The organism is Nocardia cyriacigeorgica (genome assembly GCF_029868385.1).
GTDB classification, from domain to species: domain Bacteria; phylum Actinomycetota; class Actinomycetes; order Mycobacteriales; family Mycobacteriaceae; genus Nocardia; species Nocardia cyriacigeorgica_F.
In genome coordinates, this window is record NZ_JARWNX010000024.1 from 65,967 (window position 1) to 81,792 (window position 15,826).

At 68.9% G+C, this 15,826-nt stretch carries 12 protein-coding genes; 5 read left to right on the forward strand and 7 right to left on the reverse strand.

Annotated features, from left to right (window positions below; translation table 11 throughout):
- Nucleotides 1–2,499 (reverse strand): DEAD/DEAH box helicase, encoded by a 2,499-nt coding sequence (locus QH168_RS04235; protein WP_280233071.1) that lies wholly within the window; start codon nucleotides 2,497–2,499, stop codon nucleotides 1–3.
- Between the two features lie 42 nt (nucleotides 2,500–2,541).
- Nucleotides 2,542–3,501 (reverse strand): PAC2 family protein, encoded by a 960-nt coding sequence (locus QH168_RS04240; RefSeq protein WP_280233072.1) that lies wholly within the window; start codon nucleotides 3,499–3,501, stop codon nucleotides 2,542–2,544.
- A gap of 268 nt (nucleotides 3,502–3,769) precedes the next feature.
- On the opposite strand from QH168_RS04240, the gene QH168_RS04245 reads away from it, so the two are divergent.
- Nucleotides 3,770–4,489, forward strand: coding sequence for a DUF5642 family protein (locus QH168_RS04245; RefSeq protein ID WP_280233073.1), 720 nt, complete (start codon nucleotides 3,770–3,772; stop codon nucleotides 4,487–4,489).
- Nucleotides 4,490–5,077: 588 nt separating this feature from the next.
- A complete protein-coding gene (locus tag QH168_RS04250; RefSeq protein ID WP_280233074.1) occupies nucleotides 5,078–6,322 on the forward strand; it encodes a DUF4192 domain-containing protein in 1,245 nt (414 codons plus the stop codon).
- Nucleotides 6,323–6,351: 29 nt separating this feature from the next.
- On the opposite strand, the gene galE is transcribed toward QH168_RS04250, so the two are convergent.
- Together galE and QH168_RS04260 are read right to left on the reverse strand one after the other, a co-directional pair.
- A complete protein-coding gene (galE, locus tag QH168_RS04255; protein WP_280233075.1) occupies nucleotides 6,352–7,332 on the reverse strand; it encodes a UDP-glucose 4-epimerase GalE in 981 nt (326 codons plus the stop codon).
- 3 nt (nucleotides 7,333–7,335) lie between these two features.
- Nucleotides 7,336–8,022 carry a metal-dependent transcriptional regulator gene (locus QH168_RS04260; protein WP_280233076.1) on the reverse strand — a complete coding sequence of 229 codons (687 nt, stop codon included), beginning with the start codon at nucleotides 8,020–8,022 and terminating at the stop codon, nucleotides 7,336–7,338.
- A gap of 186 nt (nucleotides 8,023–8,208) precedes the next feature.
- Here QH168_RS04260 and QH168_RS04265 point away from each other — a divergent pair, with 186 nt between their 5' ends.
- Nucleotides 8,209–9,477: an acetoin utilization protein AcuC gene (locus QH168_RS04265; protein WP_280233077.1), complete on the forward strand. Its 1,269-nt coding sequence runs from the start codon at nucleotides 8,209–8,211 to the stop codon at nucleotides 9,475–9,477.
- Entirely contained in the window at nucleotides 9,470–12,145 is a 2,676-nt protein-coding gene (locus tag QH168_RS04270) for a bifunctional GNAT family N-acetyltransferase/acetate--CoA ligase family protein (protein ID WP_280233078.1), read from the forward strand. Before QH168_RS04265 ends, QH168_RS04270 begins: the two co-directional genes overlap by 8 nt.
- A 186-nt stretch (nucleotides 12,146–12,331) precedes the next feature.
- Here the strand turns inward: QH168_RS04270 and QH168_RS04275 are convergent, their stop codons facing one another.
- The 3 genes from QH168_RS04275 to QH168_RS04285 form a co-directional block, all read right to left on the reverse strand.
- Nucleotides 12,332–13,300 carry a sigma-70 family RNA polymerase sigma factor gene (locus QH168_RS04275; protein ID WP_280233080.1) on the reverse strand — a complete coding sequence of 323 codons (969 nt, stop codon included), beginning with the start codon at nucleotides 13,298–13,300 and terminating at the stop codon, nucleotides 12,332–12,334.
- 184 nt (nucleotides 13,301–13,484) lie between these two features.
- Complete coding sequence (locus QH168_RS04280; RefSeq protein ID WP_280233081.1) at nucleotides 13,485–15,005, reverse strand: DUF7059 domain-containing protein; 1,521 nt, start codon at nucleotides 15,003–15,005, stop codon at nucleotides 13,485–13,487.
- A gap of 67 nt (nucleotides 15,006–15,072) precedes the next feature.
- Nucleotides 15,073–15,423 carry a DUF3099 domain-containing protein gene (locus QH168_RS04285; protein WP_280233152.1) on the reverse strand — a complete coding sequence of 117 codons (351 nt, stop codon included), beginning with the start codon at nucleotides 15,421–15,423 and terminating at the stop codon, nucleotides 15,073–15,075.
- A 144-nt stretch (nucleotides 15,424–15,567) separates the two neighbouring features.
- Between QH168_RS04285 and QH168_RS04290 the strand changes: the two genes are divergently transcribed.
- Nucleotides 15,568–15,804: a DUF3039 domain-containing protein gene (locus tag QH168_RS04290; RefSeq protein ID WP_280233082.1), complete on the forward strand. Its 237-nt coding sequence runs from the start codon at nucleotides 15,568–15,570 to the stop codon at nucleotides 15,802–15,804.
- The last annotated feature ends 22 nt before the right edge of the window (nucleotides 15,805–15,826 follow it).

Below are 15,826 nucleotides of genomic sequence, written 5' to 3' on the forward strand. Positions count from 1 at the left end.
TCATCCGGCGGTCACCGTGACCTCGTCGAACACCACTTCGCCCGCGGCATCCGACTCGGCCAGATCGACCACACCGACGAAGGCCCAGCCGTGATCGCCCGCTGGATCGTCGAGGGTCTGGCGGACGTGCCAGAACCCGGGCCGGGTCTCGACGCGGAACAGTTGCGGGCCGCGTGCGTCCGGACCGGTGCCGATCGAGTCGTACTCGGCGAAATAGGGCTCCAGATCGGCCTGCCAGTCCGGGCCGGTGCCGAGGTCCTCCAGCGCCTGCCAGCGGCGCAGTGCGGCCAATTCCACCCGGCGGAACATGGCATTGCGCACCAGCACCCGGAAGGAGCGCTCATTGGCCGAGATCGGCCGGATGGTTTCCGCGCCGAACGCGAGCTGATCGGCGTCGGCCTCGGCACCGGGACTGGTCAGCTGCTCCCATTCGTCGAGCAGGCTCGAATCCACCTGCCGGACCAGCTCGCCCAGCCATTCGGTGATGTCGTCGAGTTCCTCGGTCCGCGCCGATTCCGGCACGGTGCGCCGCAGTGCGCGGTAGGCGTCGGCCAGATAACGCAGCACCACACCCTCGGAGCGGGCCAGCTCATAGTGGGAGATCAGTTCGGCGAAGGTCATCGAACGTTCGATCATGTCGCGCACCACCGATTTCGGCGACGGCGCGAACTCCGATACCCACGGATGGCCCGCCCGGTAGGTCTCGAAGGCGGGTTCGATGAGTTCGGCCAGTGGCTTGGGCCAGGTGACCTCCTCGAGCAGCTCCATCCGCTCGTCGTAGTCGATGCCCTCGGCCTTCATCTCGGCGACGGCCTCGCCCCTGGCCTTGTGCTGCTGCGCCATCAGCAGTTGGCGCGGGTCCTCCAGGGTGGACTCGATGAGCGAGACCACCTCCAGTGTGTAACCGGGGGAGTCGGCGTCGAGCAGTTCGAAAGCGGCCAGTGCGAACGGTGACAGCGGTTGGTCGAGTGCGAAATCGCGTTGCAGATCGACCGTGAGGCGGGCGCGGCGGCCCGAGGCATCCGGTTCGGAAAGCTGTTGCACCACACCGGCATCGCGCAGCGCCCGATACAGCCTGATGGCGCGCACAATGTGTTTGCGCTGGGCGGGGCGTGGTTCGTGATTGTCTTCGAGCAGATGCCGCATGGCGTCGAAACAGTTTCCGGGGCGGGCGATCACATTGAGCAACATCGAATTGGTGACCGCGAACCGCGACACCATCGGCTCGGGCGGCGCGGCCACCAACCGGTCGAAGGTCTCCGCGCTCCAGGACACGAACCCCTCCGGCGGTTTGCGTCGCTGCACCTTGCGGAGCTTCTTCGGATCGTCGCCGGCCTTGGCGAGCATCCGGGTGTTCTCCACCTCGTGGTCGGGCGCCTGCACCACCACGGTGCCCATGGTGTCGTATCCGGCGCGTCCGGCCCGACCGGCGATCTGATGGAACTCACGGGCCTTGAGCCTGCGGGTCCGTACACCGTCGTATTTGGTGAGGCCGGTGAGCAGCACCGTGCGGATCGGGACGTTGATCCCGACGCCGAGAGTATCGGTGCCGCACACCACCTTCAGCAGCCCGTCCTGGGCGAGTTTCTCCACCAGCCTGCGGTACTTGGGCAGCATCCCGGCATGGTGCACACCGATGCCGTGCCGGATCAGGCGCGAGAGCGTCTTGCCGAAACCGGTGGCGAAGCGGAAACCGCCCAGCGCCTCGGCGATGGCGTCCTTCTCCGCCCGGCTGGCGAAGTTGACGCTGGTCAACGCCTGTGCGCGTTCCAGCGCGGCGGCCTGGGTGAAGTGCACGACATAGACCGGAGCCTGATGGGTGGTGACCAGTTCCTCGAGCGTTTCGGTCACCGGGGTGCGCGCATAGGAGAAGGTCAACGGCACCGGACGCTCGGTACCCGCGACCACAGCCGTGGGGCGGCCGGTGCGCCGGTGCAGATCGGCGGCGAAGAAATCGACCTCGCCGAGCGTGGCCGACATGAGCAGGAACTGCGCGCGCGGCAATTCCAGCAGCGGCACCTGCCAGGCCCAGCCGCGGTCGGGATCGGCGTAGAAATGGAACTCGTCCATCACCACCTGGCCGATATCGGCGTCCGCGCCCTCACGCAGCGCCAGATTGGCCAGGATCTCCGCGGTCGCGCAGATGATCGGCGCCTCGGGGTTGACCGCCGCATCGCCGGTGACCATCCCGACGCGTTCGGCGCCGAACACCTCGCAGAGCGCGAAGAACTTCTCGCTCACCAGCGCCTTGATCGGCGCGGTGTAGTAGGTGCGCTGGCCGCGGGTCAGAGCGAACAGATGCGCACCCACCGCCACCAGGGATTTCCCGGAGCCGGTCGGTGTCGCCAGGATGACGTTGGACTCCGAGGCCAGCTCCAGCAGCGCCTCGTCCTGCGCGGGATACAGCGGCGTGCCCTGCTCGGCGGCCCACGTTCCGAACGACTCGTAGAGCGCGTCGGCGTCGGTTCCCGGTATCTCGAGCAGTTCGGTCAGATCCACCCCGACAACCCTACGGGCCGTCGGCTCCCGTACCGATCCAGGTCAGCGCTGGTCGTCTCCCTCGCCGAGGTCGAAGCCCTCGCCCTGGTAGCCGCCCTGTTCGGCGAGGAATCGCTCGAATTCGGCACCGAGTTCGTCGCCGCTGGGCAGTTCACCATCGCCGACCAGCAGGCTCGACTGACGTTCCTGCGCGGAGACGAAGGTGTCGTACTGGCGTTCCAGTGCGTGCACGACCGTCTCGACCTCGGAATTGCCCGCGATGTGCTCGTTGACCTGTTCACGCACCCGTGCCGCCGCCTCGCCGAGGGCGGCGAGCGGAATCTCCAGGCCCGCGTTGTCGCTGACGTGCTCGAGCAGCGTCTGCGCGGCCTCCGGATACGCGGTCTGCGCCAGATAGTGCGGCACATGCACCGAGAAACCGAGCGATTCGTGCCCGTGCTGGGCCATCCGGTACTCCAGCAGCGAGGAGGCGCTGCCCGGCACCTGCAATTCACCCGGCCAGCGCTGGTTCTCATCGATCAGGTCGCGATCGGAGGAATGCGCGGTGATCCCGAGCGGACGGGTATGCGGGATCGCCATCGGGATGGCGCTCAGACCGATACTGCGGCGCACACCGAGCTGTTCGGCGAGCAGACGCACGGCGGTGGTGAACTTCTCCCAGCGCAGATCCGGTTCCATTCCCGACAGCAGTAGGAACGGGGTGCCCGCGGTGTCACGCAGCGCCCACAGGTTCAGTTCGGGTTCGGCGTAATCGGCGAAGTGATCGGATTTGAACGTCATGAGCGGGCGCCGCGACCGGTAGTCGAGTAGTTCGTCCACATCGAACGAGGCGACCAGTTCGCTTTCCAGGCTCTCGCGCAGGTGCGTGGTCGCCAGCCGTACGGCATGACCGGCATCGGTGAAGCCTTCGAGTCCGTGCACCAAGACCGGACCCGAGCCGTCGTCGGACGACAGCTGTGGAGCGGGGAACTCCAGTTCGTACATTCGCGACTCGTAGTCCATCGCGTACTCCTTCCTGCGCGGCGCATCCGGCGTGCCGACACCGGCGCGCAAGTATCTCGCACCGTTGGCCGCGTCGCCGGGTGTACCACAGTCCATTGTCCCCCATGGGCGATGTACTCCTACGCGCACGGCCGGACATCGACCCATACGTGGGGGCAACAGCGTCGACGCCACCGGAATTCCCGAGGCGTGGGCATCCGACACCCCTGCGGGCGGCGGTCGGCGTGGCGGGGGCGGGCCGCTCGGCGAGTTTGGCAGAGTGGGGCGGGTGGGCGTGCCGAATTCGACGCACAGGACCGCGCTCGGCCGCGCGGCGGCAGGCGGCGCGCTGGCGATCGCCGCGCTGGTGACGGCGGGTTGCGGGTCGACCGTGTCGGGTCACCCGACCTCGGCCGAACCGACCGCGGTGACCAGGCAGGTTTCCGGCCCACTGGCCACGCTGCTCCCGGATCCGGGGGAGTTTCCGGACCGTTATCCGGCGGTGGTGCTGCCGCCGGAGGCCGCGGGGCAGGCCGCGGGCGATCTGGACGGTGTCGGCGCCGGTGCGAGTGTGCAACCCGCCGAATGCACACCACCGGAAGCCCGTCCGGGTGCCGATCGGCTCGCCGTGGCCGTGGGGACCGACGACGCCGCGCGCGCCACCCTCACCGTCGAGCTGACCCGCACCGATCAGCCGCTGGTGCGATTGCGTGATCAGATCCGGCAGTGCGAACGGATCCGGGTGTCGCGCGCGGGTGCGACCGGCACGGTGACCACCGAGTTGGCGCAGGCGCCACAGGTCGACGCCGACGATGCCATGGCCCTGCGGCGCACGGTGACACCCGACGTCGGCGGCGCCGGTCTGACCCAGTCGATGAGCACACTGATCGCGCAGATCGGCGATGTGCGGGTCACGGTGACCTACATGTCGTTCAGCGATGCCACACCGGATACCTCAGCGCTGCAACAGCTGTTCGACACCGCCGTGAACAAGGTCGCGACCAGCTGAAACATGGAGTTGTCCACAGGGAAGAGTTATCCACAGGTCGGATGAAAGCCCAGGTCGTGCTCACCTCGCTCGACCAGCGCGCAGTGCAAGCTGCCTGTCATGACGACTCCCGCGACACCCTCCGAACCCACAGCGTGTGAGCAGACCTGCACCACGCGCACGCCGCGATCGGTGGCACCGGCCGATCAGTCCGAAAACCGGGGTGCGCGCACCGGTCCCGGCGGAACGCGCGGATCGCTGCCCGGTGCGGGTCGGCCCCGCGGGTGTGGTGCGTGCCATCGCGGCAGCGGCGGACAAGAATCCGGCAGTGCAGCCGTCGGCCGCGCTGCCGTTCCCGTCGATCTCGGTCCGGTCGCTGCCTGCCCGAGTACACGCCGCAGGTCCGACGCGAGCGGGCAGTCGAGAACAACCGCCGAGGAACCCTGCGGGCCATGGGCGCCGTGGCGGAGCGCATCAGGGCCGAGGTCGGGTCGGGCCGAGGTATCCGATTGCGCTGCTGCCCGCGCCGTCGGCTCGGGTGAGACCACGGCCGAACTCGACACGGCCGGAATCGGACCGAGTGGTCTCGGTGCCGAGGACACGTCCTCGGTGAGCGGGCGCGCCGGTACGTGCCCACCTCCCCGCGATATCGGTGTTCTGCGCTGCGCGGATGGAGACGACGCCGAGTGTGGCGCCCGGCCCGAGGGCACGGGCACCGCGGACGGCGGTGGCGCGGAGGATCTCGTCCACCCGGACGGCGGCCGGGTCGAGATGCGGCTCGGGGAGATCAGGCTCGCGGAACCGGGGGAGTTCCTCGCCGGTATCCCGGCGCTTCTCGGGTTCGTGCCGGTGCGGTCACTGGTGGTGGCGGTGTTGCGGGCCGCACCGCTGGATCCGGACAGCGCGATGATCGATGTGGTGGCACGTTTCGATCTCGACTCACCGTCCACCCGGGCATCGGACCGGGCGACGCTCGTGGCCACGGTAGCCGATGTCTGTGAACAGGACGGGGTGGTCGGCGTGCTGGCCGCCGTCATCGATGATCGCCGCACCGAGCCCGAGCCCGGCGTGATCGGTCGCGATCGGCTGATCACGGCGGTGGCGGCGCGGTTGGACCGGCGTGAGATCGCGCTGTGCGGCGCGTGGGCCGTACCGGCGATCGGACCCGGCCACGGCTGGTGGAGTGTGCTCGGGGCGGATCGGCGCGGTGTGGTGCCCGATCCCGCGGCCTCGCCGATCACGCTCAGTCATGTGCTGCACGGCCGCCAGATCATGCGCTCGCGATCGGAGCTGATCGCGCTGGTGACGGCGGATTCCAGGATGCGTGAGCTGGTCGGCGCGCAGATGGGTCGGGCGTTCGCGCGAGCCCACCGGCGGTTCACCCCGGCATCGGGCGGCGGTGATCGGATCGGGTATCGCAGGCGCGCGGTGGAATACATGCTCTGGCAGATCGCGAACGTGGCCTCGGGCACGCCGATGTCACCGACGGAACTCGCGGAACTGGCTGCGGCACTGCGGGATCGCCACGTCCGCGACGCCATGTTCGCGCTCGCGGGCACCGAGCACGCCGACGCCGCCGAACAGCTGTGGGCGATGATGACCCGCGCCCTGTCCGGCCACGACCGGGCCGAAGCCGCCACCCTGCTCGGCTATTACGCCTATGCCCGCGGCGATGGGCCCTTCGCCGGGATCGCGCTGGCCGCGGCGCTGGACGCCGACCCCGCGCATCCGATGGCGGCGTTGCTCGATACCGCTCTCCGTTCCGGTATGCACCCGGACCGGCTCCAGCGCTTGACCACATGCGGCCGCGAGACGGCCGTCGACCTCGGCATCGACCTCGACACGGTGCGATGAGGCGGCCTCGGGAACGCGCCGGAACGGGCCTACTTCGCGCTGTGGGCGCGTGGCCCGAGCTCGCGCAGGAAAGTCCAGGCGTCGGTGACGATCTCGTCGAGGTCGTTGTGTTCGGGCCGCCAACCGAGTTCGGCGACGGCGCGATCGCTGGAGGCGATGAGCACCGCGGGATCGCCCGCACGACGCGGCGAGTCCACGGCGGCGATGGGCAGCCCGGTGACCCGTTCACATGCCGAGATCACTTCGCGCACCGAGAACCCGGTTCCGCTACCGAGGTTGAACACCCGGTGCGTGCCCGCCTCACAGGTGCGAAGGGCGAGCAGATGGGCGTCGGCGAGGTCACGGATATGGATGTAGTCCCGGACGGCGGTGCCGTCGGGCGTCGGCCAGTCGGTGCCGAATACGGCGATGGATTTGCGATGCCCCGCCGCGACTTGCAGCACCAGCGGAATGAGATGGGTCTCGACCACACGGTTCTCACCGAGTCCGCCGTAGGCACCCGCGACATTGAAATACCGGAGGCTGGTGGCCGCGAGGCCGTGCGCGACAGCGTAGGAGGTGATGGCGTGGTCGATCGCCAGTTTGGAGGCGCCGTACGGGTTGGTCGGTCGGGCCGGGGCGTCTTCGGTGATCGGCACCTGTTCCGGTTCGCCGTACACCGCGGCCGTGGACGAGAACACCAGCCGCGGCGTGTCGGTGGCGCGCATCGCCTCCAACAGCCGCAGCGTCGTCACCACATTGCCGTGCCAGTACTTCTCCGGCTGCTGTACCGATTCGCCCACCAGCGATTGCGCGGCGAAATGCAGGACACCGTCGAAACTTTCGGACGCCAGCAGATCCGGCGCGGCCTCGGCGACATCGCCCTCGACGAAACGCGCGCCCGCGGGCACACCGTCGGCATTGCCCGTGGACAAATCATCGACCACGACCACCTCGTGGCCGTCCTCGATCAGGACCTGTGCGCACACCCCACCGACGTATCCGGCGCCGCCGGTAACCAGAAGTCTCACCCGTCAGACCAGCTTCACCTGGACGGCGTGGGCCATTTCGTCCGACAGCTCGAAGCCGTCGTGGCCGGGCACGGTGATCACCACGGAACCGGGTCTGGTCTCCACGGTGACCCTGGCGTCGGGCACCACACCCGCCTCACGCAACCGGTTGATGACCTCGGGATCGGTCTGGATGTGCTCGGCGAGCCTGCGCACCACGACCGCGTGCACCTGACCGTGCGGCAGCTCGGAGAGCCTGGTCAGGTTCTCGTCGGCGGCGGCGATCGGTGTGACACCGAGTTCGTCGAGGCCGGGGATCGGGTTGCCGTAGGGGGAGGTGGTCGGGTGGTTGAGCACCTCGACGAGGCGGCGTTCGACGTCCTCGCTCATCACGTGCTCCCAGCGGCAGGCCTCGGCGTGCACGTTCTGCCAGTCCAGCCCGATGATGTCGACCAGCAACCGCTCGGCGAGCCGGTGTTTGCGCATGACCGCGACGGCCATGCTTCGGCCCTTGTCGGTCAGCTCGAGATGACGGTCACCGGCCACCAGCAGCAGACCGTCTCGTTCCATCCTGGCGACCGTCTGGCTGACCGTCGGCCCGCTCTGTTCGAGGCGCTCGGCGATGCGGGCGCGCAGGGGCACCACACCCTCCTCCTCGAGGTCGTAGATGGTACGGAGGTACATCTCCGTGGTGTCGACCAGATCCTTCACCTGTTACCCCTTCGTCGGCACGAATTCTACCCACGCGACGTCTCGTTTCGCGCACGCCGCGGCACCACGCCTCGCGCGTCGGGAACCCTGTCGGCGCACGGCATACCGCCGTGGTCGCTCATGCATGTATTTCTACTGCATGTGAACGCTGAACGGGGCCGTCAGCTTCCCACTAGCGTTGGGAGCATGGCCACCACAGCGTCCGGCGCACATCCGGGCCCCGCGCACGGGGGCACGGTCGTGTGGACCGACCATTTCCTCGACTACACCTGGACGCCGCAGCATCCGATGAAACCGGCCCGGTTGGCGTACACCATGGCGCTGGCCCGCAGCCTCGGCGTACTGGAGGGTGTCGAACTGCTCGAGCCGGCGGCGGCGGGCCCCGCGGATCTGTTCCGCATCCACACCGCCGAATACGTGGAGGCCGTCGAGCACGCCGTGGCGCCACCGATGGCGCACGGTGAGCCACCGGTCGCGCCGCCGTTCGGGCTGGGCTCGGCCGATAATCCGGTGTTTCCCGGAATGCATCGGGCCGCATCGGTGATCGTCGGCGGCACGCTGGCCGCGGCCCGTGAGATCGCCGAGGGGCGCACCCGCCGGGCGGTGAGCATCGGTGGTGGTATGCATCACGCGATGCCCGCCTCGGCGGCGGGGTTCTGCGTCTACAACGATGCGGCGGTGGCCATCTCCTGGCTGCTCGACCACGGTTTCGACCGCATCGCCTATCTCGATGTCGACGTCCACCACGGCGATGGCGTACAGCGTGCCTTCTACGCCGATCCGCGGGTGCTCACCGTCTCGATCCATCAGCATCCGGCGACGTTGTGGCCCAATACCGGATGGCCCGAGGAGACGGGCAGCGGTGCGGGAGCGGGCACCGCGGTCAACCTGCCGGTGCTGCCTGGTACACGGGACGCGCAGTGGCTACGTGGGTTTCATGCGGTGGTCCCCGGCGCGGTGGCGGCGTTCCGGCCGCAGATCGTGGTCAGTCAATGCGGGGTCGACAGCCACCGCGAGGATCCGCTGGCGGATCTGGAGCTGACCGTCGACGGTCAGCGCGCGGCGTTTCTGGCCATGCGTGAGCTGGCCGACCGCTATGCCGATGGGCGCTGGCTGGCAGTCGGGGGTGGGGGTTACGGTCTGATCCGCGTGGTGCCGCGCGCCTGGACGCATCTGCTCGCCGCCGCGCTCGACCGCGATATCGCACCGGAGACCGCCATACCGCAGGACTGGATCGATACGGTGCGTGCCGCGGCGCCGCGCGTGGATCCGCCGCGCACGATGGGGGACGGTGCGGAGGTGTCGTTCCGCCCCTGGGACGGCCCCGGCGGCACTCCCGAAACCGGCGACGCGCGGGTAGACAGGGCTCAGCGCGCCATCGATACCGCCGTGCTCGCCACTCGCCGTGCCTGCTTCGGCCCGCTCGGCCTCGACCCGGAGGATCCCCGTGACTGAGTTCGATACCCCGGATACCCCCGCGGTGCCGCCACCACCGCCGCAGCACTGGTTCGCCGATGTGTTGGCCTCCGACGGTGGCGTGGTGCGGCTGCGCCCGATAACGCCCGACGACGCCGATCGGTTGCAGCAATTCCATGCCGCGCTCTCGGATCGGACCAGGTATCTGCGCTATTTCGGGCCCTATCCGCGGATCTCGCCGAAGGATCTGTACCGATCCACCCATGTCGATCATCACAATCGGGTCGGGCTGGTGGCCGAACTGGGCGAATCGATCATCGCGGTGGGGCGTTACGAACTGCTCGATCGCACCGGCCCCCGCGCGGCCGAGGTGGCGTTCGTGGTGGCCGATGGGCATCAGGGCCGCGGTCTCGGCTCGATTCTGTTGGAGCACCTGGCCGGTGCGGCGGCGGAGAACGAGATCGACACCTTCGTCGCCGAGGTGCTGGCCGAGAACACCGTGATGGTGACGGTATTCCGGGAAGCGGGCTATCAGGTGGAGCGCAGCAGGGACGGGTCGGTCCTGCATCTGGAGTTCGCCATCGACCCGACCGAGGCGTTGCTGTCGGTGCGTGATGCGCGGGAACGGGCCTCGGAGGCACGCAGTGTCGGGAATCTGCTGACGCCACGGTCGATCGCGGTTATCGGCGCCACGCCGAGTGCTGGACGGGTCGGTGGCGCGGTGCTGGCGAATCTGCTGTCCGGTGCGTTCCAGGGGCCGGTGTTCCCGGTGAATCCGGCACGCAGTTCGGTGCGCGGTGTCCGTGCTTACGCCACGGTGCGCGAGATCCCCGATGAGGTCGATCTCGCGGTGGTGGCGGTGCCCGCCGAATCCATCGATTCGGTGCTCGACGACTGTATGGCCAAGGGGGTCAAGGGTCTTGTCGTGCTCACCGCCGGATTCGGCGAGACGGGTGCCGCGGGTATGGCCGCCGAACGCGATCTGGTCGCCGCCGCGCGCGGGCACGGTATGCGCGTGGTCGGGCCGAGCGCACTCGGTATCGCCAACACCGATCCCGCGATCGCGCTCAATGCCACGCTGGCACCGGTGCTGCCGGGGCGTGGACGGATCGGATTCTTCTGTCAGTCCGGACCGTTGGGTGCGGCGATCCTCGGTGAGGCGGCGGCACGCAACCTCGGGCTGTCGACCTTCGTATCGGCCGGTAACCGCGCCGATGTGTCCGGTAACGACCTGTTGCAGTACTGGGACACCGACCCCGACACCGATGTGGTGCTGCTGTACCTGGAGAGTTTCGGTAATCCGCGCAAGTTCTCGCGGATCGCGCGTCGGGTGGCGCGGACCAAGCCGATCGTCGCGGTGAGCAGCGGCAGGCTGGGCGCACGGGCCCACCCGGCCGGTGATATGGATCGTTCGATCGTGCGGGACCTGTTCGCACAGGCCGGAATCGTTCAGGTCGACTCGATTTCCGAGCTGTTCGACTGTGCGGCGCTGCTCGGATACCAGCCGCTGCCCGTGGGCGCACGGCTTGCGGTGATCGGTAACAGCGCGGCGTTGGGCTGGCTGGCGGTGGACGCCGCTCGCGGTGAGGGGCTGCTGGTCGGCGAACCGGTGGACCTGGGTCCGCAGGCAACACCGGGCGACTACCTCGACGCGGTGGCGGCGCAGTTGCGTTCGGAGGAGGTCGATTCGGTGATCGTGGTGTTCGCGCCGCCGGTGCCGTTGCCGACCGGTGAGTTCGCCGACGCGATCCGGTCGGCTGCGGCGGCGGTACCTGCGGCGGGCAAACCGATTCTGACCACCTTCATTGCCGAGCAGGGGATTCCGAATCTGCTGGCGGTGCGGGGCAGTGGTGCCTCGGCGGTGCGCGGATCGATTCCGTCGTACCCGGATCCCGAGCGGGCCGCGCGCGCGTTGGCGCGGGTGCACCGGTACGCGCAGTGGCGTGACCGGCCGGTTTCGGCGGTCGTCCGGCCCGACGGTATCGACAGTGCGCGGGCCGCGGAGCTGGTCGCGGGCTGGATGGCCGATACCGGTGGCCGCCGGTTGACCGATCTGGAGACCGTGGCGCTGCTGGAGTGCTACGGGATCTCGGTGGTGGAGTTCCGGGAGGTGCGTGATGCCGATGCCGCGGTGGCGGTCGCCGAGGAACTCGGCTATCCGGTGGCGGCCAAGGCGACCAGTGACGCGTGGCGGCGGCGGCCCGATCTGAGCGGGGTGCGATTGGATCTGTGGCGTCCCGACGCGGTGCGGCAGGCGTATACGGATCTGGTTGCGCTCAGCGGTGATCCGGCGTTGCACATTCAGCGGATGGCGACCAAGGGCGTCGGATGCGTGTTGCGGGTGCAGGACGATCCGTCGTTCGGTTCGGTGATCGAGTTCGGCCTGTCCGGGTTGATCATCGAGATGCTCGGCGACCGGGCCTATCGTGCGCTGCCGCTGTCGCCGGATGAGGCGGCCGCGCTGATCGACGCACCGCGCGCCGCACCGCTGCTGTCGGGTACTCCGGCCAGTCCGCGGGTGGACAAGGCGGCGTTGATCGAGTTGGCGCAACGTATTTCGGCGCTCTTCGATGATCTGCCACAGATGCGGGAACTGTCCTTCGATCCCGTCCTGGCCTCGCCGTCGTCGGCCGAAATCCTTTATGCGCGAGCAAGAATCGGCCCGGAGCCCAGTCGTTTCGATACCGGGCCACGGCGGCTCGGGTGAACCGGGCGCCAGCGTTCGAGGTGAATTGCCCGGCACGCCGACCAGGCGTGGCCGTCGGCTCCGCACACGTTTACGCCGACCGGTTCGTACGCTCCGGAGGGGGCGGGGCCTACGGGCACCGGTCGGCGTCGGGAAGGTGACGCGGTGGCCACCATGGTCCGGCTCGTGCCCGGAGGCACGGCGAGATCAGCTGGCGTAGGCGCGCAGCCTGTCGGCGCGCTCACCCTTGCGCAGTTTGGACATCACTTCGCGCTCGATCTGGCGCACCCGCTCGCGCGAGAGGCCGAACAGCTTGCCGATCTGATCGAGGGTGCGCGGCTGGCCGTCGTCGAGGCCGAAGCGCAGCCGGATCACCTGCTGTTCACGCTCGTCGAGTGTCGCGAGGACGCTGCGGACGTCGTGATGCAGCAGACCGGCGATGACGGCGCTCTCCGCGGAGGTGGCTTCGGAGTCCTCGATGAAATCACCGAGCGGGGCCTCCTCATCGTTGCCGACGGGCATGTCCAGGCTCACCGGATCGCGGCTGTGGTCGAGCAGATCGGCGATCTTCTCCACCGGGATACCGGATTCGTTGGCCAGTTCGGCGTCGGTGGCCTCGCGGCCGAGCTGCTGATGCAGTTCACGTTTGATCCTGGCCAGCTTGTTGACCTGCTCGACCAGATGGACGGGCAGCCGGATGGTGCGGCTCTGATCGGCCATACCGCGGGTGATGGCCTGCCGGATCCACCAGGTGGCGTAGGTCGAGAACTTGAAGCCCTTGGCGTAGTCGAACTTCTCCATCGCGCGGATCAGGCCGAGGTTGCCCTCCTGGATGAGATCCAGCAGCGGCATACCGCGCCCGGTGTAGCGCTTGGCGAGGGACACGACCAGACGCAGGTTGGCTTCCAGCAGATGCGAGCGTGCGGCGCGGCCTTCGCGAACGATGACGGCCAGATCGCGCTTACGCGCGGCGGACAATCGCTTGCCGGTCTCCAGCAGGTGCTGGGCATAGAGGCCCGCCTCGATGCGCTTGGCCAGCTCGACCTCGTCGGCCGCCGTGAGCAGTGCCGTGCGGCCGATCCCGTTCAGGTACACGCGTACCAGGTCGGCGGCGGGGCTCTGGGCGTCGAGATCGGAATCGCTGGCGCGCACTCGAGTGGTGGCGGGGCTTGTCATGACTTGCCTCCTGTCGGTGGTGTCTCACTCCGATCAACGGACCCGACATAGGGAAAGTTCCCTGACCGGGCGCCGGTAAACCGCTTCTGAACTGCGGTTTCCGCCACGTTCGGCTGAGAAGTTCCTGAGAACACCCCGCGGTGGGACGGCCGGGCCCGCGACGAGGCCGCCGCGGCCGTGCGCGCTACCCGGGCAGGATCAGCCCGTGACGTACCAGTCCGGCCACCACCCCGAGCGCCTCCGCCGCGAACTCGGGCGTGACGGTGCCGTCCCCATGGGCGATGGCCAGCAGTTCGATCAGTTCGTGCAACGGCAGCCCATCCGGCCGCATTCCCGCTACCAGGGAGATCGTCGTCTCGTCCACCTCGTGCTGCCAGCGCGGTCCGTCACCGCGGTGCAGCCTTGCCACCTGCTGCGACCAGCCTTGCTGGCCGGGCAGATACACCCGCTCCAGCGCTGTCGCCGGGTCGACGGTGAAACGGGTCGACCAGGCGAGGTCGTTATCGGCGGCGACCGCGCGCAACCAGGCCGAGCGTTCGAAATACCGGGTCGCCTCCTCGCCGAGCGGATCGTCGAAGCCGTGGGTGAGGTCCTCGGCCAGCAGTTCGGTGGGCCCGTCGATGGCGCGCAGGTAGACGAATCCGAACCCGATGCCCTCCACCTCGGCGCCGGTGAAGGCGTCGAGCCACTGTTCGGCACGCTGCTGGGCCTGCGGCTCACGTGGATCCAGACCGGCGTCACGCAGCCAGGTGCCCACATACAGCGCGGGGTCGGCGACATCGCGCTGCACCACCCAGGCATCGACACCATGGGCGGGTAGCCACGAGGACACGCGCTGGCGCCAGTCCTGCCCGTCGACGTGCACCCAGGCGGCCAGCATCGCGGCCGTGCCGCCCGGTGCGAGCAGCTGCGGCGCCTGCGAGATCACCAGCTCGCTCGCACCGTCGAGGGCGAGACCGGAATCCCGGTAGGTGTGCTCGACTCGCGCCGGTCCGACCACGAACGGGGGATTGGCCACCACCTGGTCGAAACGACGCCCGGCGACCGGCTCGAACCAGGACCCTTCCAGCAGTTCGAGATCCAGCTCGTTGAGTTCGGCGGTGGCCTCGGCCAGCCACAACGCGCGGCGATTCACATCGGTGGCGGTGATCCGCCCCGCATAGGAGGCGGCGTGCACGGCCTGGACACCACATCCGGTACCGAGATCGAGCACCGAGCCGACCGGGCCGGTCGGGGTGGCGCGCAGCAGCGACAGCGACGCATGACCGACACCGAGGACGTGGTCGGCGGTGAGGGTGCGTCTGCGCATCGAATCGTCGAGGTCGGACAGGATCCAGCGGGTGCCGGAACCGGCATCCAGCGGCCGCAGATCCAGTGCCGCCCGCAGCTGATCGCCATCGCGTTCCAGCAGGCCCGCCGCCACGGCCTGGTCGAGATCCACCGGTGCGAGGGCCGCCGCCACCTCGGGCTCCGGCAGCGCGTCGCCGAGCAGCAGCAGGCGGATCAGCGTGCCGAGTTCACCGGCCGCACGCGCCGCGCGGCGGACCGGCACCGGTTCGGAGCGCCCGAGCGCGGCGTGGACCTCGGCGCCGAGCACCTCCAACAGAGTGTCGGCGTCGTAGCCGACCCGAATCAACGCGGCCCGCAACGCGGGGCACAGAGCGGTGAGCGGCGATCCCGTGGTGGTCGAACGATTGGTAGGCACATCGGTACTCTGCCACCGCGCCCACCTGCGACCGCTTCCACTACCCCCGGAATGTCCGGCCGATCGCTCAGCCGTCGATGGCGTTGTGCGGTCGCGATTCGAGCGCGGGGCGCTGCCGGTCCCAGCGGCTGGGTTCGTTCTTGTCGCGGGGCGGGCGATCATTGGCGATCAGCACCGCGATCCACGGCAGCGGAATCGAGGCGACGATGATCAGGATCGAGATGAGCGCGTTGCTGAATGCGCCGTAGGCGAGCGCCGCCAGCACCAGCGCCGGAATGCGGAAGGCCATGATGATCGTGTAGCGGCGGACCCGTGCGCGGTGCTGGTCCTCGAGCGACGGCGCGGCCTCGGTGATGAGGACCGGATGTTTATCGTCACCGGGGAAATAACCGGCTGAACGGCGGGGCCGGGGCGGCATCGGCGCGCCGGTCGGGTCGTCACGGCCGACGCTCTTGTCGGAAGAATCGCCGTGCTGCTGCATACCCCGAGTCTTCCACTGTCGACAGCGGGGCGCACACCCGGTGGTCACGACGCCGCGATCGGGATACGGCATCATGGAGGCGTGAGTACCGACACTCTGGTTCGCCCGGATACGACCACCGACGAGACGACCGGCGACGACGTCCCCAAGTTCTTCCACTACGTGAAGAAGGACAAGATCGCCGAAAGCGCCGTCATGGGCACCCATGTCGTCGCCCTGTGCGGCGAGGTGTTCCCGGTGACCCGTTCGGCCAAGCCCGGCTCGCCGGTCTGCCCCGACTGCAAGAAGGTCTACGAGCAGTTGCGCAAGGGCGACTGACACCGCCGGTCCGGCTCGCGCG

Excerpts from the sequence above, each read along its gene's own strand:
- QH168_RS04240 (WP_280233072.1), bottom strand. The coding sequence starts at position 3,501 with ATGGACTACGAGTCGCGAATGTACGAACTGGAGTTCCCCGCTCCACAG.
- QH168_RS04265 (WP_280233077.1), top strand. The coding sequence starts at position 8,209 with ATGGCCACCACAGCGTCCGGCGCACATCCGGGCCCCGCGCACGGGGGC.
- QH168_RS04275 (WP_280233080.1), bottom strand. The coding sequence starts at position 13,300 with ATGACAAGCCCCGCCACCACTCGAGTGCGCGCCAGCGATTCCGATCTC.
- QH168_RS04285 (WP_280233152.1), bottom strand. The coding sequence starts at position 15,423 with ATGCCGCCCCGGCCCCGCCGTTCAGCCGGTTATTTCCCCGGTGACGAT.